At 69.6% G+C, this 14,783-nt stretch carries 13 protein-coding genes and 1 riboswitch; of the genes, 8 read left to right on the top strand and 5 right to left on the bottom strand.

Features of this window, described 5'->3' with window-relative positions; genetic code table 11:
• The first annotated feature begins 32 nt into the window (after positions 1-32).
• Both ACWCWD_RS10195 and ACWCWD_RS10190 read left to right on the top strand, forming a co-directional pair.
• Complete coding sequence (locus ACWCWD_RS10195; protein WP_450771680.1) at positions 33-998, top strand: diacylglycerol/lipid kinase family protein; 966 nt, start codon at positions 33-35, stop codon at positions 996-998.
• Positions 999-1,316: 318 nt separating this feature from the next.
• Entirely contained in the window at positions 1,317-1,574 is a 258-nt protein-coding gene (locus ACWCWD_RS10190; RefSeq protein ID WP_003953983.1) for a WhiB family transcriptional regulator, read from the top strand.
• 226 nt (positions 1,575-1,800) lie between these two features.
• Here ACWCWD_RS10190 and ACWCWD_RS10185 read toward each other — a convergent pair whose 3' ends face one another.
• Positions 1,801-3,267, bottom strand: coding sequence for a sensor histidine kinase (locus ACWCWD_RS10185; RefSeq protein WP_450771925.1), 1,467 nt, complete (start codon positions 3,265-3,267; stop codon positions 1,801-1,803).
• A gap of 769 nt (positions 3,268-4,036) precedes the next feature.
• Here ACWCWD_RS10185 and nagB point away from each other — a divergent pair.
• A complete protein-coding gene (nagB, locus tag ACWCWD_RS10180) occupies positions 4,037-4,822 on the top strand; it encodes a glucosamine-6-phosphate deaminase (RefSeq protein WP_450771924.1) in 786 nt (261 codons plus the stop codon).
• A 98-nt stretch (positions 4,823-4,920) separates the two neighbouring features.
• Here the strand turns inward: nagB and ACWCWD_RS10175 are convergent, their stop codons facing one another.
• From ACWCWD_RS10175 to ACWCWD_RS10160, 4 genes are all read right to left on the bottom strand, one after another.
• Positions 4,921-6,462 (bottom strand): glycoside hydrolase family 3 protein, encoded by a 1,542-nt coding sequence (locus ACWCWD_RS10175; RefSeq protein WP_450771923.1) that lies wholly within the window; start codon positions 6,460-6,462, stop codon positions 4,921-4,923.
• 8 nt (positions 6,463-6,470) lie between these two features.
• The gene (locus ACWCWD_RS10170) at positions 6,471-7,328 is read right to left on the bottom strand and encodes a carbohydrate ABC transporter permease (protein WP_450771678.1); all 858 of its coding nucleotides are present in this window, start codon (positions 7,326-7,328) and stop codon (positions 6,471-6,473) included.
• Positions 7,325-8,320, bottom strand: a complete 996-nt coding sequence (locus ACWCWD_RS10165) for a carbohydrate ABC transporter permease (RefSeq protein ID WP_450771676.1) — start codon at positions 8,318-8,320, stop codon at positions 7,325-7,327. Before ACWCWD_RS10165 ends, ACWCWD_RS10170 begins: the two co-directional genes overlap by 4 nt.
• A 136-nt stretch (positions 8,321-8,456) precedes the next feature.
• Positions 8,457-9,758, bottom strand: a complete 1,302-nt coding sequence (locus ACWCWD_RS10160) for a sugar ABC transporter substrate-binding protein (RefSeq protein WP_450771674.1) — start codon at positions 9,756-9,758, stop codon at positions 8,457-8,459.
• 346 nt (positions 9,759-10,104) lie between these two features.
• Here ACWCWD_RS10160 and ACWCWD_RS10155 point away from each other — a divergent pair, with 346 nt between their 5' ends.
• The 5 genes from ACWCWD_RS10155 to ACWCWD_RS10135 all read left to right on the top strand — a co-directional run bounded on the left by ACWCWD_RS10155 (position 10,105) and on the right by ACWCWD_RS10135 (position 14,418).
• Positions 10,105-10,869: a GntR family transcriptional regulator gene (locus ACWCWD_RS10155; protein WP_450771673.1), complete on the top strand. Its 765-nt coding sequence runs from the start codon at positions 10,105-10,107 to the stop codon at positions 10,867-10,869.
• A gap of 258 nt (positions 10,870-11,127) precedes the next feature.
• Positions 11,128-11,400, top strand: a complete 273-nt coding sequence (locus tag ACWCWD_RS10150; protein WP_450771671.1) for a DUF3311 domain-containing protein — start codon at positions 11,128-11,130, stop codon at positions 11,398-11,400.
• Positions 11,397-13,031, top strand: a complete 1,635-nt coding sequence (gene mctP / locus ACWCWD_RS10145; RefSeq protein ID WP_450771669.1) for a monocarboxylate uptake permease MctP — start codon at positions 11,397-11,399, stop codon at positions 13,029-13,031. Before ACWCWD_RS10150 ends, mctP begins: the two co-directional genes overlap by 4 nt.
• Before the next feature lie 174 nt (positions 13,032-13,205).
• Positions 13,206-13,850, top strand: a complete 645-nt coding sequence (locus tag ACWCWD_RS10140; protein ID WP_450771668.1) for a hypothetical protein — start codon at positions 13,206-13,208, stop codon at positions 13,848-13,850.
• 55 nt (positions 13,851-13,905) lie between these two features.
• Positions 13,906-14,418: a GNAT family N-acetyltransferase gene (locus ACWCWD_RS10135; protein ID WP_450771667.1), complete on the top strand. Its 513-nt coding sequence runs from the start codon at positions 13,906-13,908 to the stop codon at positions 14,416-14,418.
• Between the two features lie 162 nt (positions 14,419-14,580).
• Positions 14,581-14,703: riboswitch (cobalamin riboswitch) on the top strand.
• Positions 14,704-14,783 lie beyond the last annotated feature (80 nt).

Raw genomic sequence — 14,783 nt, 5'->3', positions numbered from 1 at the left:
CCCGGTACCGTCCGGTAGGTAGGCTGGCAGTCATGCGCGCTCTCCTCGTGGTCAATCCCGCCGCCACCACCACCAGTGCGCGGACGCGCGACGTGCTCATCCACGCACTGGCGAGCGAGATGAAGATCGAGGCGGTGACCACGGAGTACCGGGGTCACGCCCGGGACCTGGGGCGCCGGGCCGCGGACTCCGGCTCCTTCGACCTGGTGGTCGCGCTGGGCGGCGACGGCACGGTCAACGAGGTCGTCAACGGGCTGCTGGACCAGGGGCCCGACGACGGACTGCCGAGTCTCGCGGTGGTTCCCGGCGGCTCGACCAACGTCTTCGCCCGGGCGCTGGGGCTGCCGAACGATCCGGTGGAGGCGACCGGCGCGATCCTCCAGGCGCTGGCCGAGGACAGTTCACGGACGGTGGGACTCGGACGTGCGTTCGGTACGCCGGGCTCCGCCGACGAGGCGGTACCCGAACGCTGGTTCACCTTCTGCGCGGGTCTCGGCTTCGACGCCGGCGTGATCGGCCGGGTCGAACAGAAGCGCGAAGGCGGCAAGCGTTCGACCCATGCGCTCTACGTGCGCCAGGTGCTCCGGCAGTTCATCGACGAGCCGCACCGCCGCCAGGGCGTGATCACCCTGGAGGAGCCCGGCCGGGAGCCGGTGCACGAGCTCGCACTGTCGATAATCTGCAACACCGCCCCCTGGACCTACCTGGGCAATCGCCCGATGTACGCCTCCCCGAAGGCGTCCTTCGACACCGGCCTGGACATCCTCGGCCTGAAGCGGCTCTCCACCACGCAGGTGGCCCGCTACGGCACCCAGCTGCTGACCTCCAGCCCGGACAAGGGCCCGCGCGGAAAGCACGTCGTTTCACGACATGACCTCACGGACTTCACCTTGCATTCAAAGGTCCCACTCCCCTTCCAGATGGACGGCGACCACCTGGGGCTGCGTACGAGCGTGACGTTCACAGGCGTACGCCGTGCACTGCGTGTGATTGTGTGAGCGGAAGGGCCCAAAGTCCTTTAACTCGAACGTTTGGGCTGGTTCCCACCCCTTAGAAGTACGGCTGTGACGGAGCCGACACCGAGGAATCAAAAAAAACTTTCCAGAAGGGGTTGTATCCGCCGCCGAGGTTTGCGAATCTCTACATGGCGATCGGGACGGCCCGCAGCATCGGCCTCCACTGAGAGCCAGAACCCCTCCCCACTGTGAGACCACGACCAGTTCGTCTGGGCGTAGGCCCTTCACCTGCGGGGGGATTCGTGAAAGCGTTCACATTCACAAGCAACAAGCATGTAATACCAAGGAGAGGTAGCAGCCATGGACTGGCGTCACAACGCCGTTTGTCGTGAGGAAGACCCCGAGCTGTTCTTCCCCATCGGCAACACCGGTCCTGCGCTGCTGCAGATCGAGGAAGCCAAGGCCGTCTGCCGTCGCTGCCCCGTCATGGAGCAGTGCCTGCAGTGGGCGCTCGAGTCCGGCCAGGACTCCGGCGTCTGGGGTGGCCTCAGCGAGGACGAGCGCCGCGCCATGAAGCGCCGCGCCGCTCGCAACCGGGCGCGCAACGCCAGCGCCTGATTCGACGCCCCCGCGACAAGCCTCAGCCCGGCGGCGCGTACGCAGCGTACGCACAGCCCCGCCTTCGAGTCGCAGCGCGCAGTACCCCGAAGCGCAGAAGAACCTGCTTGAGCCGAAAGGCCCGGACCGTCACCACGGTCCGGGCCTTTCGGTGTGCCGGTGCGCCTTGCGGTGCACCGACGGGGGTTTCCACCGGCGGCGGGAGCCCCCGCCGCCGGTGGAACTTCTACCTGTCCGCGCTGACCGGCAGGTCGAGCAGCACCTGGGTGCCGCGCTCCGGCGCGGGCACCATGTCGAAGGTGCCGCCCAGTTCGCCCTCGACCAGGGTCCGTACGATCTGGAGGCCGAGGTTCCCGGCCTTCCTCGGGTCGAAGCCCTCGGGGAGGCCGCAGCCGTCGTCCTGCACGGTGATGAGCAGCCGGCCGTCCTGGGAGGATCCGCCCCGCACCGCGGAGACCTCGACCGTGCCGCTGTCCCCCTCCTTGAACGCGTGTTCCAGTGCGTTCTGCAGGACTTCGGTCAGCACCATCGAGAGCGGAGTGGCCACGTCGGCGTCGAGGATGCCGAAGCGTCCGGTGCGCCGGCAGGTGACCTTGCCGGGCGAGATCTCGGCGACCATGGAGATGACCCGGTCGGCGATCTCGTCGAACTCGACGCGCTCGTCCAGATTCTGGGACAGCGTCTCATGGACGATGGCGATCGAACCGACGCGCCGCACCGCCTCGTTGAGCGCCTCTCGCCCCCGCACGGAGTCCATCCGGCGGGCCTGCAGGCGCAACAGGGCTGCCACCGTCTGGAGGTTGTTCTTGACCCGGTGGTGGATCTCCCGGATGGTCGCGTCCTTGGTTATCAACTCGCGCTCGCGACGGCGCAGTTCCGTGACGTCCCGGAGGAGTACCAGCGAACCGATCCGGACCCCCTTGGGCTTGAGCGGGATCGCCCGGAACTGGATGACGCCGCTCGTGCACTCCACCTCGAACTCGCGGGGCGCGTAACCGCTCGCGACCTTGGCCAGGGCTTCGTCCACCGGCCCCCGGGACGGGGCGAGTTCGGCGGTGGTCTGGCCGAGGTGAAGGCCGACGATGTCGGAGGCGAGGCCGAGCCGGTGATAGGCGGAGAGGCCGTTGGGGCTGGCGTACTGGACGATCCCGTCGGCGTCGAGCCGGATGAGACCGTCGCCGACGCGCGGGGAGGCGTCCATGTCGACCTGCTGGCCGGGGAAGGGGAAGGCCCCGGTGGCGATCATCTGAGCGAGGTCGGCGGCGGACTGGAGGTAGGTGAGTTCCAGCCGGGAAGGGGTCCGCACGGTCAGCAGGTTGGTGTTGCGCGCGATGACGCCGAGGACCCGGCCTTCGCGGCGGACCGGGATGGACTCGACCCGTACCGGCACCTCCTCACGCCACTCCGGGTCGCCCTCGCGCACGATCCGGCCCTCGTCGAGGGCGGCGTCCAGCAGGGGACGGCGACCGCGCGGCACCAGGTGGCCGACCATGTCGTCCTGGTAGGAGGTCGGTCCGGTGTTGGGGCGCATCTGCGCGACGGAGACGTACCGCGTCCCGTCCCGGGTGGGGACCCAGAGGACGAGGTCGGCGAAGGACAGGTCGGAGAGCAGCTGCCACTCCGAGACCAGCAGGTGGAGCCATTCGAGATCGGTGTCGCTCAGGGCTGTGTGCTGGCGGACGAGGTCGTTCATGGAGGGCACATGTGCGAGCGTACCCGTGGATACCGAGAGGTTCCGAACCGAGCGCCGCCCTGCTCGGCGGCGGAGAGCGGGCGGGGAGCGGGCATGGAGCACGGCAGGGAGCGCGGCGGGGGCGCGGCGGAGAGCGGGTGCCCCGTGTACAGGAGGGTTCCGCGCCGCCAGAATCGGCACCGCGCCAGCAGAATCGATACCGCAGACGCATGGACACCGACAAATGGTCTAGTCCACAATACGGAGACAAGAACCTCCGCCCTCCCCGCACAGGAGGACGGACCGAGGCACCCGCGCTCTCTGCCCTGATCGCGCCCGTGCCTCGTACGGCCGGAGGCACCGCACACCGCCGGCCGAGCAGCTCCGGGCTGCGGTGCCGGGCGGGCTGAGGGTCCCTCCCGGTGCCGCGGCCCGCGGGTCGGCGCACGGCGCTCCACACCCGGCCCCGGCACTCCGCGGGCCTTGGAGGCCCGCGCCCCGGATCCCCGCCGGACACCTGCACCCGCCCCCGCCGACGTCCGTACCGGAAACCCGGCCGGCTCCCCCCGCCCGCTCCCGCCCCACGGGTCTTCCGTCCGGGTCGCGCGCCCTGCACATCTGCGGACAATTGACACAAGTCACCCCCGGCCGCACGGCGTCCCGCAACCGAAGCCCAGGGCGATGATCAAAAACGGAACGCACCTGGTCCGGAGGCGCCGCACTCTGTTAAATTTGGACCAGATTGGTCTATACCACATACGTCGTCACTGATCAGATCGGCAGGCACAGCGTGGAAGTTGTCATCGTCCCGGACGCAGCGGCAGGCGGCGAGCTCATCGCGGAGGCCATGGGCGCCCTGCTGAGCCGCAAGCCCTACGCCCTGCTCGGCGTCGCCACCGGCTCGACCCCGCTGCCCATCTACCGCTCCCTGGCCGAAAAGGTGCGCTCGGGCGCGGTGGACGCGTCCCGCGCCCGGATCTGCCAGCTGGACGAGTACGTCGGGCTCCCCGCCGGGCACCCGGAGTCCTACCGTTCGGTCGTGCTGCGCGAGGTCGTGGAGCCGCTCGGCCTGACCGAGTCCTCCTTCATGGGCCCGGACGGCTCGGCCGAGGACGTCCAGGCCGCCTGCGAGGCGTACGACCGGGCGCTGACCGAGGCCGGCGGCGTCGACCTCCAGCTGCTCGGCATCGGCACGGACGGGCACATCGGGTTCAACGAGCCCTGCTCCTCGCTCGCCTCGCGCACCCGGATCAAGACGCTGACCGAGCAGACCCGGGTGGACAACGCCCGCTTCTTCGACGACGACATCGACCAGGTGCCGCACCACGTCATCACCCAGGGCATCGGCACCATCCTGGAGTCGCGTCACGCGATCCTGCTGGCCACCGGCGAGGGCAAGGCCGACGCGGTCGCGCAGACCGTGGAGGGACCGGTCGCCTCGGTCGTGCCCGCCTCCGCGCTCCAACTCCACCCGCACGCCACGGTCGTGGTGGACGAGGCCGCCGCTTCCAAGCTGAAGCTGGCCGACTACTTCCGGCACACCTTCGCATCGAAGCCCTCCTGGCAGGGGCTGTAGGGGCTGTAGGACCGGCGGACACACGCCGAAGAGGGGCCGGTCACCAGGTGACCGGCCCCTCTTCCGTGCGATGCGCGCGATTCACGCGCCGTGCGCCGTCACGCCCCGGTGAGGGCCTCCGCCGCGGCGATGCCGCAGACGCGGGCGGCGCCGTGCGTCTCCACGTACAGCGCACCCCTCGGGGCGGAGTACGGCAGGCCCATCTCCACGACCACCGTGTCGGGGCGCGCCGCGAGCAGCGCGTCGACCGCCGCCGCCATCCAGGGGTGGCGGTGGGCGTCGCGTACGACCGCGACGACCCGCCGCTCCCCCGCGGCCCGCAGCACCTCGGCCACCGGGTCCGCGTCGTCGCTCCGGCAGGTCGCGGCGGTGGTGCCGGGCAGCAGACGCGTCAGCTCGGCGGCGACGCCCCACGGGGTCTCGCCGCCGACGGCGACGTTGGCCACCGGGGTGAAGGCGGCGACGTGGACCGGGGCGCCGAGCCGGGGCCCGTCGCCGGTCACCCGTACCGCCCGGCGGGCCGCGACGAGACCGACGTTCGCGTCGTACCCGTCGGGCCGTCCGGTCGCGGTGCCGGGCGCGGTCCCCTCCTGCACTGCCGCACCCGGCGCCGGGACCGCCCCCCTCGCACCGCGCGTCCAGGACGCGAGTGCCCGTACTCGTGCGGCGGCGTCGGCGAGCCGCTCCTCGGCCAGCTCCCCGCCGCGCACCGCGGCGACCAGCGCGTCGCGCAGCCGCTCCACCGTGGCGTCGTCCTCCAGCCCGCCGCCGACGCACAGGGCGTCGGCGCCGGCCGCGATCGCGAGGACCGAGCCGCGCTCGATCCCGTACGTCGCCGCGATGGCCTGCATCTCCACCGCGTCGGTGACGATGAGTCCCTCGTACCCGAGTTCGCCGCGGAGCAGACCGGTGAGGATCTGCGGGCTGAGCGTCGCGGGGCGGTCCGGGTCGAGCGCGGGGAGCAGGATGTGCGCGCTCATCACCGACTTCGACCCGGCCGCGATGGCGGCCTTGAAGGGCACCAGTTCGCGGGCGTGCAGGGTCTCCAGATCGACGTCGATCCGGGGCAGCGCGTGGTGCGAGTCGACCGCGGTGTCGCCGTGGCCGGGGAAGTGCTTGGTGCAGGCGGCGACTCCGGCGGCCTGGAGGCCCTCGACGTACGCGGCGGTGTGCCGGGCCACCAGGGCGGGCTCGGCGCCGAAGGAGCGTACGCCGATGACCGGGTTGTCCGGGTTGGAGTTGACGTCGCCGGAGGGCGCCCAGTTGAGGTTGACGCCGCACTCGATGAGCCGGCGGCCCAGCTCGTGGGCGACGGCCCGGGTCAGCGCGGTGTCGTCCACCGAGCCGAGGGCGTGGTTGCCCGGGAAGGACGAACCGTCGCGCACCTCAAGGCGGGTGACGTCGCCGCCCTCCTCGTCGATGGCGACCAGCACGTCGTCGCGCTCGGCGCGCAGCTGGGCGGTGAGCGCCGCGAGCTGCTCGGGGGTGACGATGTTGCGGCCGAACAGGCCGACGGAGGTGAGCCCTTCGCCGACGCGTCGCAGCAGCCAGTCCGGCGCGGTGGTACCGGTGAAGCCGGGCTGGAGGACGGCGAGCGCGTCGCGGGTGAGGGTGTCGTTGGTGGAGACGAGCGTGGTCATCTGCGTCGTCATCCCTTCACTGCGCCGGAGGTGAGCCCGGTCGCCATGTACTTCTGGACCAGGAGGAAGAAGGCCACCACCGGGATCGCGATCATCGTCGAGGCGGCCATCAGCGCGCCGTAGTCGATGCCGCGGGAGGTGGTGAAGTTCATCAGCCACACGTTGAGGGTGTACTTGTCGTTGTCCTGGAGGACGACGTAGGCGAGGAGGTACTCGTTCCAGGCGGTGATCAGCGAGAAGATCGCCGCGGCGGCCAGCCCGGGGGCGAGCAGCGGGAAGGTGATCCGCCAGAAGGCGCCCATCCGGCTGCAGCCGTCCACCATCGCGGACTCCTCCAGCTCCTGGGGGATGTTGATCACGAAGCCGCGGATCATCCAGGTGGCGAAGGGCAGGGTGGAGACGAGGTAGATGACGATGACGCCCCAGTACTCGTTCAGCCCGCCGAGGTCGTTCAGCTGGATGTAGATGGGGATGAGCATCGCCGTCGGGGGCAGCAGCTGCACGACGAGCAGCACGATCATGAAGAACTTGCGGCCGCGGAACTGGAAGCGGCCGATGGCGAAGGCGGCGATCGTGGCGAGGAGCATGCCGACGACGACGGCGACGCCGCAGACGATGAGGCTGGACTCGATCGCCGTGCCGAAGTTCGGCTGCTTGATGGCGCGGGAGAAGTTGTCGAAGGTGATCGACGTCGGCCACAGCGTCTGGTCGTAGCTGCGGATCTCCGCGTTGGGGCGCAGCGAGCTGATGATCAGCCAGTAGACCGGGAAGGCCATCAGGACGAAGGCGATCAGGCCCAGAACGTTGTAGACGAGACGGTTCTTCTTGCGGTCCGGGCGGTAAACCTGGGGGGTGGAGGTGCTCACTCGACCTCTCCGATCTTGAGCAGCTGGCGCAGGTAGTACACGGCGACGCCGGACAGCAGCAGGACCGTGATGAGCGAGATCGCCGCGCCCTGGCTGAACGAGTTGGACTCGAAGGCCTTCTCGAACGAGTAGATGCCGAGGACGGAGTATTCGGGCTCGGGCTTGTTGCCGCGCATCAGGAAGATCTGGCCGAAGACGTTGAAGTCCCAGAGCACGGAGAGCGTGGCGACCATCTGGAAGACCGGCTTGATGACGGGCCAGGTGACGTAACGGAAGATGCCGGGCACGCTGGCGCCGTCGAGCGAGGCCGCCTCCTCCAGTTCCTTCGGGACCTGGGTGAGCGCCGCGTAGAGCGTGACGGAGACGAAGGGGATGGCTCCCCAGACGACGACCGAACCGATGATGACGAAGCCCTGCTTGGGGTCGAGGAACCAGTTGTGGCCCTGCGCGTCGATCCCGAGGTATTTGGTCAGCACCATGTTGAGGACGCCGTAGTCGGAGTCGGCGAACCAGCGGAAGATCGAGGTGGCGACCAGCAGCGGCATGGACCAGGCGGCGACCAGTGCCGCGGTCAGCAGCAGGCGCACCCAGGTGGACATGCGCTGCATGATCATGGAGAGCCCGAGGCCGCCGGCCATGGTGACGGCGACGCAGACGACCATGAAGATGATGGTCCGCCAGACGACGTCCCAGAACTCGCTGTCGCCCAGGATGCTGGTGAACTGGTCGAATCCCACCCAGGGGGCGGCCGATCCGGACCACAGTTCACGCCGGCCCACGTCCTGGAAGGACATGATGACCGTCTTGATGAAGGGCCAGACGAAGACGGCGGCGATGGCGATGAACGCCGGGGCTATCAGGAGGTACGGCAGCAGAGCGCCGGCCTTCCGCGGTTTACGGGTCACGCTCTTCGAGGGCTGGGGTGTTGCACCCTCGGGGGCCCGCGGGACGGACACCGGCGGGTCGGCTGCTTTCATGTCGGCGGCACTCACTGTGCGGGCCTTCCGTTCGGACCAGATACCGGAGCAACGGGAGTGGCGGCCTCCGTCTTCAGAAGCCACCACCCCCGCGGACGATCGGGCGGGGGCGGTGAGGAAGGCTCACCGCCGCCGCTTCATGAGCCGGGGCTCAGGACTCCTTGTTGATCAGGGAGTCGATCTCCTCGTCGGCCGCCTTGGTGGCGTCGGCGACCGACTTGCCCTTGATGATGTCGAGCAGCATGATCTCGAGGGTTTCCTTCTTCTCGACCGCGGTCCAGCCGGGGGCGATCGGAGTGAACCAGGCGTCCGGGACGGCGTTGGCGATGGCCGCGGTCTCGGGCTTGGCCTTCAGGGGCTCAAGCTGCTTGGTGTTGTTGGGAAGGATGTTCTTCGAGGCCAGGACCTCTTCGGACTTCTCGCTGGTGAAGAGGGAGATCCACTCCTCGCCGAGGTCCTGGATCTTGGACTTGGAGATGGTGGCGAGGTCGGAGCCGCCGATGAAGGACGGGAGGGCCTTGCCGTTCGGGCCGGGCATGCCCGCGGTGCCGATCTTGTCCTTCAGCTTCGGGTTGCCGTTGGCGGCCGGGTCGACGACGCTGCCGGCCTCCCAGCCGTTGCCGTAGAGGAGGGCGGTCTTCTCGTTGGCCATGACGTTGGCGTGGTCCGCCTCGTCCTTGGTCTTGTCGCCGTGGTTGTACTTGTTGACCAGGTCGACGAAGTCCTGGATGCCCTTCTGGGCCTCCGGGGTGGAGAGGGTGGCCTTCCACTCCTTGCTGCCCTCGTCGTACTTGGCGATCTGGCCACCCTCGGCGGCGACGTAGGACATCGCGGCGTACCAGTAACGGCCCGGCAGGTAGAGCGGCGAGAACGCCTTGTCCTTGCCGTACTTCGCGCCGACCTTGTCGAGCGCGGCGGTCAGCTCGTCCTGGGTGGCGGGCAGGACGTCCGAGCCGGTGCCGGCCTTGAACATGTCCTTGTTGTAGATCGCGACGCGGGCACCGGCGTAGTAGGGCACGCAGTACTGCTTGCCCTCGAAGGCGCAGGTGTCCTTCAGGCCCTTGATCCAGGTGTCCGAGTTCTCGTACTTCTTCGGGTCGATCTCGCCGAGCGCCCCGTTGAGGATGTACGTCATGGTCTCGGTGTTGCCGAGCTCGACCACGTCCGGGAACTTGTCACCGGCGAGCGAGGCGTCGAGCTTCTTGGTCTTGTCCGCCCAGGTCTGGTACTGGACGTTGACCTTGACGTTCGGGTACTTGGCCGCGAACTGCTTGTTGACGTCGGCGACCAGCTCGGGCCAGGTGCTCTGGGCGTCCGACATCAGCCAGACGGTGAGGGTTTCCTTGCGGTCCTTGGGATCCTGCGACGACGCCTTGTCGTCGTCCGAGCCACATGCCGCGATCGAGATCATCATGCCCGCGACACCAATGGCCGCGATGAGCTTGCGCTTCACGTCAAACCCTCCTCAGGGATGCTGCAACCCCGCCCACCGCGAAGACATTCGACGAGTACTGCTGGGGCTGGACCTGGTCTTAAATGGTTTAGACCAGCAACCGGAGCTTGGCCTAGACCTTTAGGGGTGTCAAGGGTGTATAAGAAGTGCACTCGCGTCCGTTATAGGACCGACACCTAGGGGCTTTTGATCGAAAGCGCCCACACCTGGATCGCCCATGGGACGGCGGGCCGACGACACGGCCCGAAGGGGAGGTCGACGCCCCCTCGGCCGGGCCGTGCCACCATGTGAGCCGCGAAGTACGGAGGAGCCGGTGACGGCAGCACAGCAATCGGGGAGAGGGACCATGAGCGCCGGCGAGGGCAGCCCAGCGGGCGGCACGGGGGCGGGTGCGCGTACCGCGCGCGTACCGAAGTACTACCGGCTCAAGCGCCACCTCCTCGACATGACGGACACCATGCCGCCCGGCACACCGGTGCCCCCGGAGCGCACCCTCGCGGCCGAGTTCGACACCTCCCGCACCACGGTGCGCCAGGCGCTCCAGGAGCTGGTCGTCGAGGGCCGGCTCGAACGCATCCAGGGCAAGGGCACCTTCGTGGCCAAGCCGAAGGTCTCGCAGGCACTCCAACTGACCTCGTACACCGAGGACATGCGGGCCCAGGGTCTCGAACCCACCTCCCAGCTGCTGGACATCGGCTACGTGACGGCGGACCAGGCGCTGGCCGGTCTGCTGGACATCACGGCCGGCGGGCGGGTGCTGCGCATCGAACGGCTGCGGCTCGCCAGCGGGGAGCCGATGGCCATCGAGACCACGCACCTCTCGGCCAAACGCTTCCCCGCGCTGCGCCGTTCACTGGTGAAGTACACCTCGCTCTACACCGCGCTGGCGGAGGTGTACGACGTGCGGCTCGCGGAGGCCGAGGAGACGATCGAGACCTCGCTCGCCACCCCGCGCGAGGCCGGGCTGCTCGGCACCGACGTGGGCCTGCCCATGCTGCTGCTCTCCCGGCACTCCCTCGACGGGCGGGGCGAGCCGGTGGAATGGGTGCGCTCGGTCTACCGGGGCGACCGGTACAAGTTCGTGGCCCGGCTCAAGCGGCCGCTCGACTGAGCGGATCCGGCGAGCCCGCCCGCCCGTACCGCTTCATACCGCACGCACTTCTCGTACCGCCCTGTCGCGCCCATTTCACCCGCGCGTGGCGCCGTAAAAAAAACATGGCGATCATTTCAAGCCAAGCATGAACCAAATCCGCTTTCTCTCCGTGCCGTTGACGGAAACAGTCCCGTCGCCGGGAAGTCATACGGCCGGTGCGCCCGGCCGGGGCACCGGCCGGACCCACCGGCGGCCAGCGAGGAACGGAGTCAGTCCATGCCAGAAGTGCCAGAACCCACCCCACCCCCGGCGGTGGCGCCCCCGACGGTGACACCGGCGCGGGTGGTCATCGCGATATGCCTGGCAGCCCCGTTCGTGGCGCTGCTCTGGGTCGGTTCCTACGCCAAGGTCGACCCGACCTTCATCGGTATCCCGTTCTTCTACTGGTACCAGATGCTGTGGGTGGTCGTCTCGACCGGACTGACCATGCTCGCGTACACGCTGTGGAAGCGTGACCAGCGCTCCCGCAAGGGAGGTGTCTCCGCATGAAGGACGGCGTGAACGGCGTCGCACTCGGCGTCTTCATCTTCTTCTTCCTGGCCGTCACCGTGGTCGGCTTCATGGCCGCCCGCTGGCGCCGCGCCGAGAACGAGCTGAGCCTGGACGAATGGGGCCTGGGCGGCCGGTCGTTCGGCACCTGGGTGACCTGGTTCCTGCTCGGCGGCGACCTCTACACCGCGTACACCTTCGTCGCCGTCCCGGCGGCGATCTACGGCGCGGGGGCCTCGGGCTTCTTCGCCGTTCCGTACACGATCCTGGTGTACCCGCTGATTTTCACCTTCCTGCCGCGGCTCTGGTCCGTGTCGCACAAGCACGGGTACGTCACCACCTCCGACTTCGTCCGGGGCCGCTTCGGCTCGAAGGGCCTGTCGCTGGCGGTCGCGCTCACCGGCATCCTCGCCACGATGCCGTACATCGCGCTGCAGCTCGTCGGCATCCAGGCCGTGCTGGACGTCATGGGCGTCGGCGGCGGCGAGGACACCAACTGGTTCCTCAAGGACCTGCCGCTGCTGATCGCGTTCGCGGTGCTCGCCGCGTACACCTACTCCTCGGGCCTGCGCGCGCCCGCGCTGATCGCGTTCATCAAGGACGGGCTGATCTACCTGGTCATCGCGGTGGCGATCATCTACATCCCGATCAAGCTGGGCGGCTTCGACGACATCTTCGCCGGGGCGAGCGCGAAGTTCTCCGCGGCCAACGAGGCGGCGGGCAAACCGGTGGCCGGGGTGGTCCCCGGGGTGAACGGGCAATGGGGTTACGCCACCCTGGCGTTGGGCTCGGCGCTGGCGCTCTTCATGTACCCGCACTCGATCACGGCGACGCTTTCCAGCCGCAGCCGTGAGGTGATCCGCCGCAACACCACCATCCTGCCGCTGTACTCGCTGATGCTCGGGCTGCTGGCCCTGCTCGGCTTCATGGCCATCGCGGCCGGGGTCAAGGTGGCCAACGGCCAGCTGGCCATCCCGCAGCTCTTCGAGAACATGTTCCCGGACTGGTTCGCCGGAGTGGCCTTCGCGGCCATCGGGATCGGCGCACTGGTACCCGCGGCCATCATGTCCATCGCCGCCGCGAACCTCTTCACCCGGAACATCTACAAGGAGTTCCTGAAACCGGACGCGACGCCCGAGCAGGAGACCAAGGTCTCCAAGCTGGTCTCGCTCCTGGTGAAGGTCGGCGCGCTGATCTTCGTGCTCACCATGGACAAGACGGTGGCCATCAACTTCCAGCTGCTGGGCGGGATCTGGATCCTCCAGACGATGCCTTCGCTGGTCGGCGGCCTCTTCACCCGGTGGTTCCACCGCTGGGCGCTCATCGCGGGCTGGGCGGCCGGCATGCTGTACGGCACCCTCGCCGCGTACGGTGTGGCCTCCCCGACCCAGAAGCACTTCGGCGGCTCGTCGAAGGAGATCCCGGGCATCGGCGAGATCGGCTACATCGGCCTCACCGCGTTCGTGCTGAACGTCGTGGTGGTGGTCGTGGTGACCTTCGTCCTCAACGCGCTCAAGGCCCCGGCGGGCATCGACGAGACCTCGCCGGAGGACTACACCGCGGACGTCGGCGACAAGGGCGTGCAGGCGGAACTGCCGCCGGCCGTCGTGGGGGCGCCGGGCGGCCACTGACCCGGCTGCCCTACCCCACGGGCGAGAACCGTCCGCCGGGCCGTCGCGTCCTCCCCCCCAGGGGGAGGGGCGGCGGCCCGTCGGCGTACCCGCCCCACGACCGGACCGCCCCACGCCCGCGCCACGCCCGGGCCACCGGCCCGGACCGCCGGCCCCGTACGGAAGGATGTGCTCATGCCACCTCACACCCGGTTGCGCGGCCTCTGGCCCGCCCTGCTGGTCCTCACCCTCGCCGGCTGCGGCACCGAGCACGCCGGCGCGGGCGGCGCGTCCCCCGCCGCGGACGTACCGGACCACGCCGAACTGGAGGCGCGGGCGACGGCCCTCCAGACCCGGGCCGACCACGTGTACATCACCGAGGTGGCCGGATACACCCTGGCGACGCAGTCGGTGGGCGTGCTCGGTGACGACGGATTCGGCAGCTCCTACACGGACAGGAACGGGCACGTGATCCAACTCGGTGTGGAGCGCGCCGACTACTCCCCCGCCGACTGCAACAAGAAGCCGGTGTCCGACGGCTCGGCCGGCTACACCGTCTGCGAACGCGAGGGCGAGAGCTGGTACAGCGCGACCTCCCTCGGCCACGCCTACGCCCGCACCGAGGGGGACGTCTCCGTGACGGTCAGCGCCGGACTCCCCGGCGTGGACCGCGCCACCCTGCGCGAGGCGGCCGAAGCGGCCCACCTGGCGGACGACGCCGAGCTCGACAGGATCCTCCCGCCCCTCGGCCAGGCCCCCGGCTCGCAGCCGATCCAGCGCGGCGACCTCCCGCCGGAGGGCGACGGAGCCCCGAACAACGAGGTGGGCGTGAGCGGTTGAGCCGTTCCCGGAGCCGGGCTGTCCGCCCGTCCGCACGACGCGCAGAATGACGGTCATGGACCTGACGATCAGAAGGGCCGAGCCCGGGGAGTACGCACTCCTCGGCGAGATCACGGCCCACGCGTACCTCGGTGACGGGCTGTTGGGCGGAGGCGAGGACGACCCCTATCTGGCCAGCCTGCGGGACGTGGCCGGCCGGGCCGCCGTGGCGGACGTACTGGTGGCCGCGGACGACACCGGCACCGTGCTCGGCGGAGTCACCTACGCCCCGCCCGGCAGCCCCATGTGCGACGTCGCGGCGCCGGACGAGGCGGAGTTCCGGATGCTGGCGGTGGGCAGGGCGGGGCGCGGCCGGGGAGCCGGGGAAGCGCTCGTACGGGCCTGCGCGGCGCGGGCCCGCGCCACCGCCGGGGTCACCGGGCTCGCCCTGTCGACCCAGCCCGCCATGGCCGGGGCACACCGGATCTACCACCGCCTCGGCTTCGTACGCACCCCGGAACGCGACTGGCGGCCGGTGCCGGACCTGACACTGCTCACCTACCGGCTGGACCTGGGCAGCGGCGGCTGAGAGAGCCCGGCCCTGGTCGCACCCCCGTCCGGAACCCTCCCCGCCCCACCCGGACGGGCCACGGCCACGCCCCGGAAGGCCCGCAGCACCCTCCCGCGTACCGGAACACCGCCCCGCACCGCCACAACATGTGGGGCGTTCTCGCTGCCCGGCCACCACATGTATGCTCGTCTCGCTGTCGTCGCAGGGGAATCCGGTGCGAATCCGGAACTGTCCCGCAACGGTATGAACCGCGCGTTTCGCGCACCTTCGAGTCCGGCTACCTGCCGACAGCGCGTCCGGCTCACCCGAACCGGACGCCCGTACGTCCGGGCCTCGCGGTTGGGCCGGTGGACGCCGTGTGCGGTGCTGCCCGTCTCCAGGTG

The organism is Streptomyces sp. NPDC001493, from assembly GCF_053597235.1.
This window is presented reverse-complemented; position numbering and strand designations above follow the sequence as displayed.

Excerpts from the sequence above, each read along its gene's own strand:
- ACWCWD_RS10195 (WP_450771680.1), top strand. The coding sequence starts at position 33 with ATGCGCGCTCTCCTCGTGGTCAATCCCGCCGCCACCACCACCAGTGCG.
- ACWCWD_RS10190 (WP_003953983.1), top strand. The coding sequence starts at position 1,317 with ATGGACTGGCGTCACAACGCCGTTTGTCGTGAGGAAGACCCCGAGCTG.
- ACWCWD_RS10185 (WP_450771925.1), bottom strand. The coding sequence starts at position 3,267 with ATGAACGACCTCGTCCGCCAGCACACAGCCCTGAGCGACACCGATCTC.
- ACWCWD_RS10175 (WP_450771923.1), bottom strand. The coding sequence starts at position 6,462 with ATGACCACGCTCGTCTCCACCAACGACACCCTCACCCGCGACGCGCTC.
- ACWCWD_RS10155 (WP_450771673.1), top strand. The coding sequence starts at position 10,105 with ATGAGCGCCGGCGAGGGCAGCCCAGCGGGCGGCACGGGGGCGGGTGCG.
- ACWCWD_RS10150 (WP_450771671.1), top strand. The coding sequence starts at position 11,128 with ATGCCAGAAGTGCCAGAACCCACCCCACCCCCGGCGGTGGCGCCCCCG.
- mctP (WP_450771669.1), top strand. The coding sequence starts at position 11,397 with ATGAAGGACGGCGTGAACGGCGTCGCACTCGGCGTCTTCATCTTCTTC.
- ACWCWD_RS10140 (WP_450771668.1), top strand. The coding sequence starts at position 13,206 with ATGCCACCTCACACCCGGTTGCGCGGCCTCTGGCCCGCCCTGCTGGTC.
- ACWCWD_RS10135 (WP_450771667.1), top strand. The coding sequence starts at position 13,906 with ATGGACCTGACGATCAGAAGGGCCGAGCCCGGGGAGTACGCACTCCTC.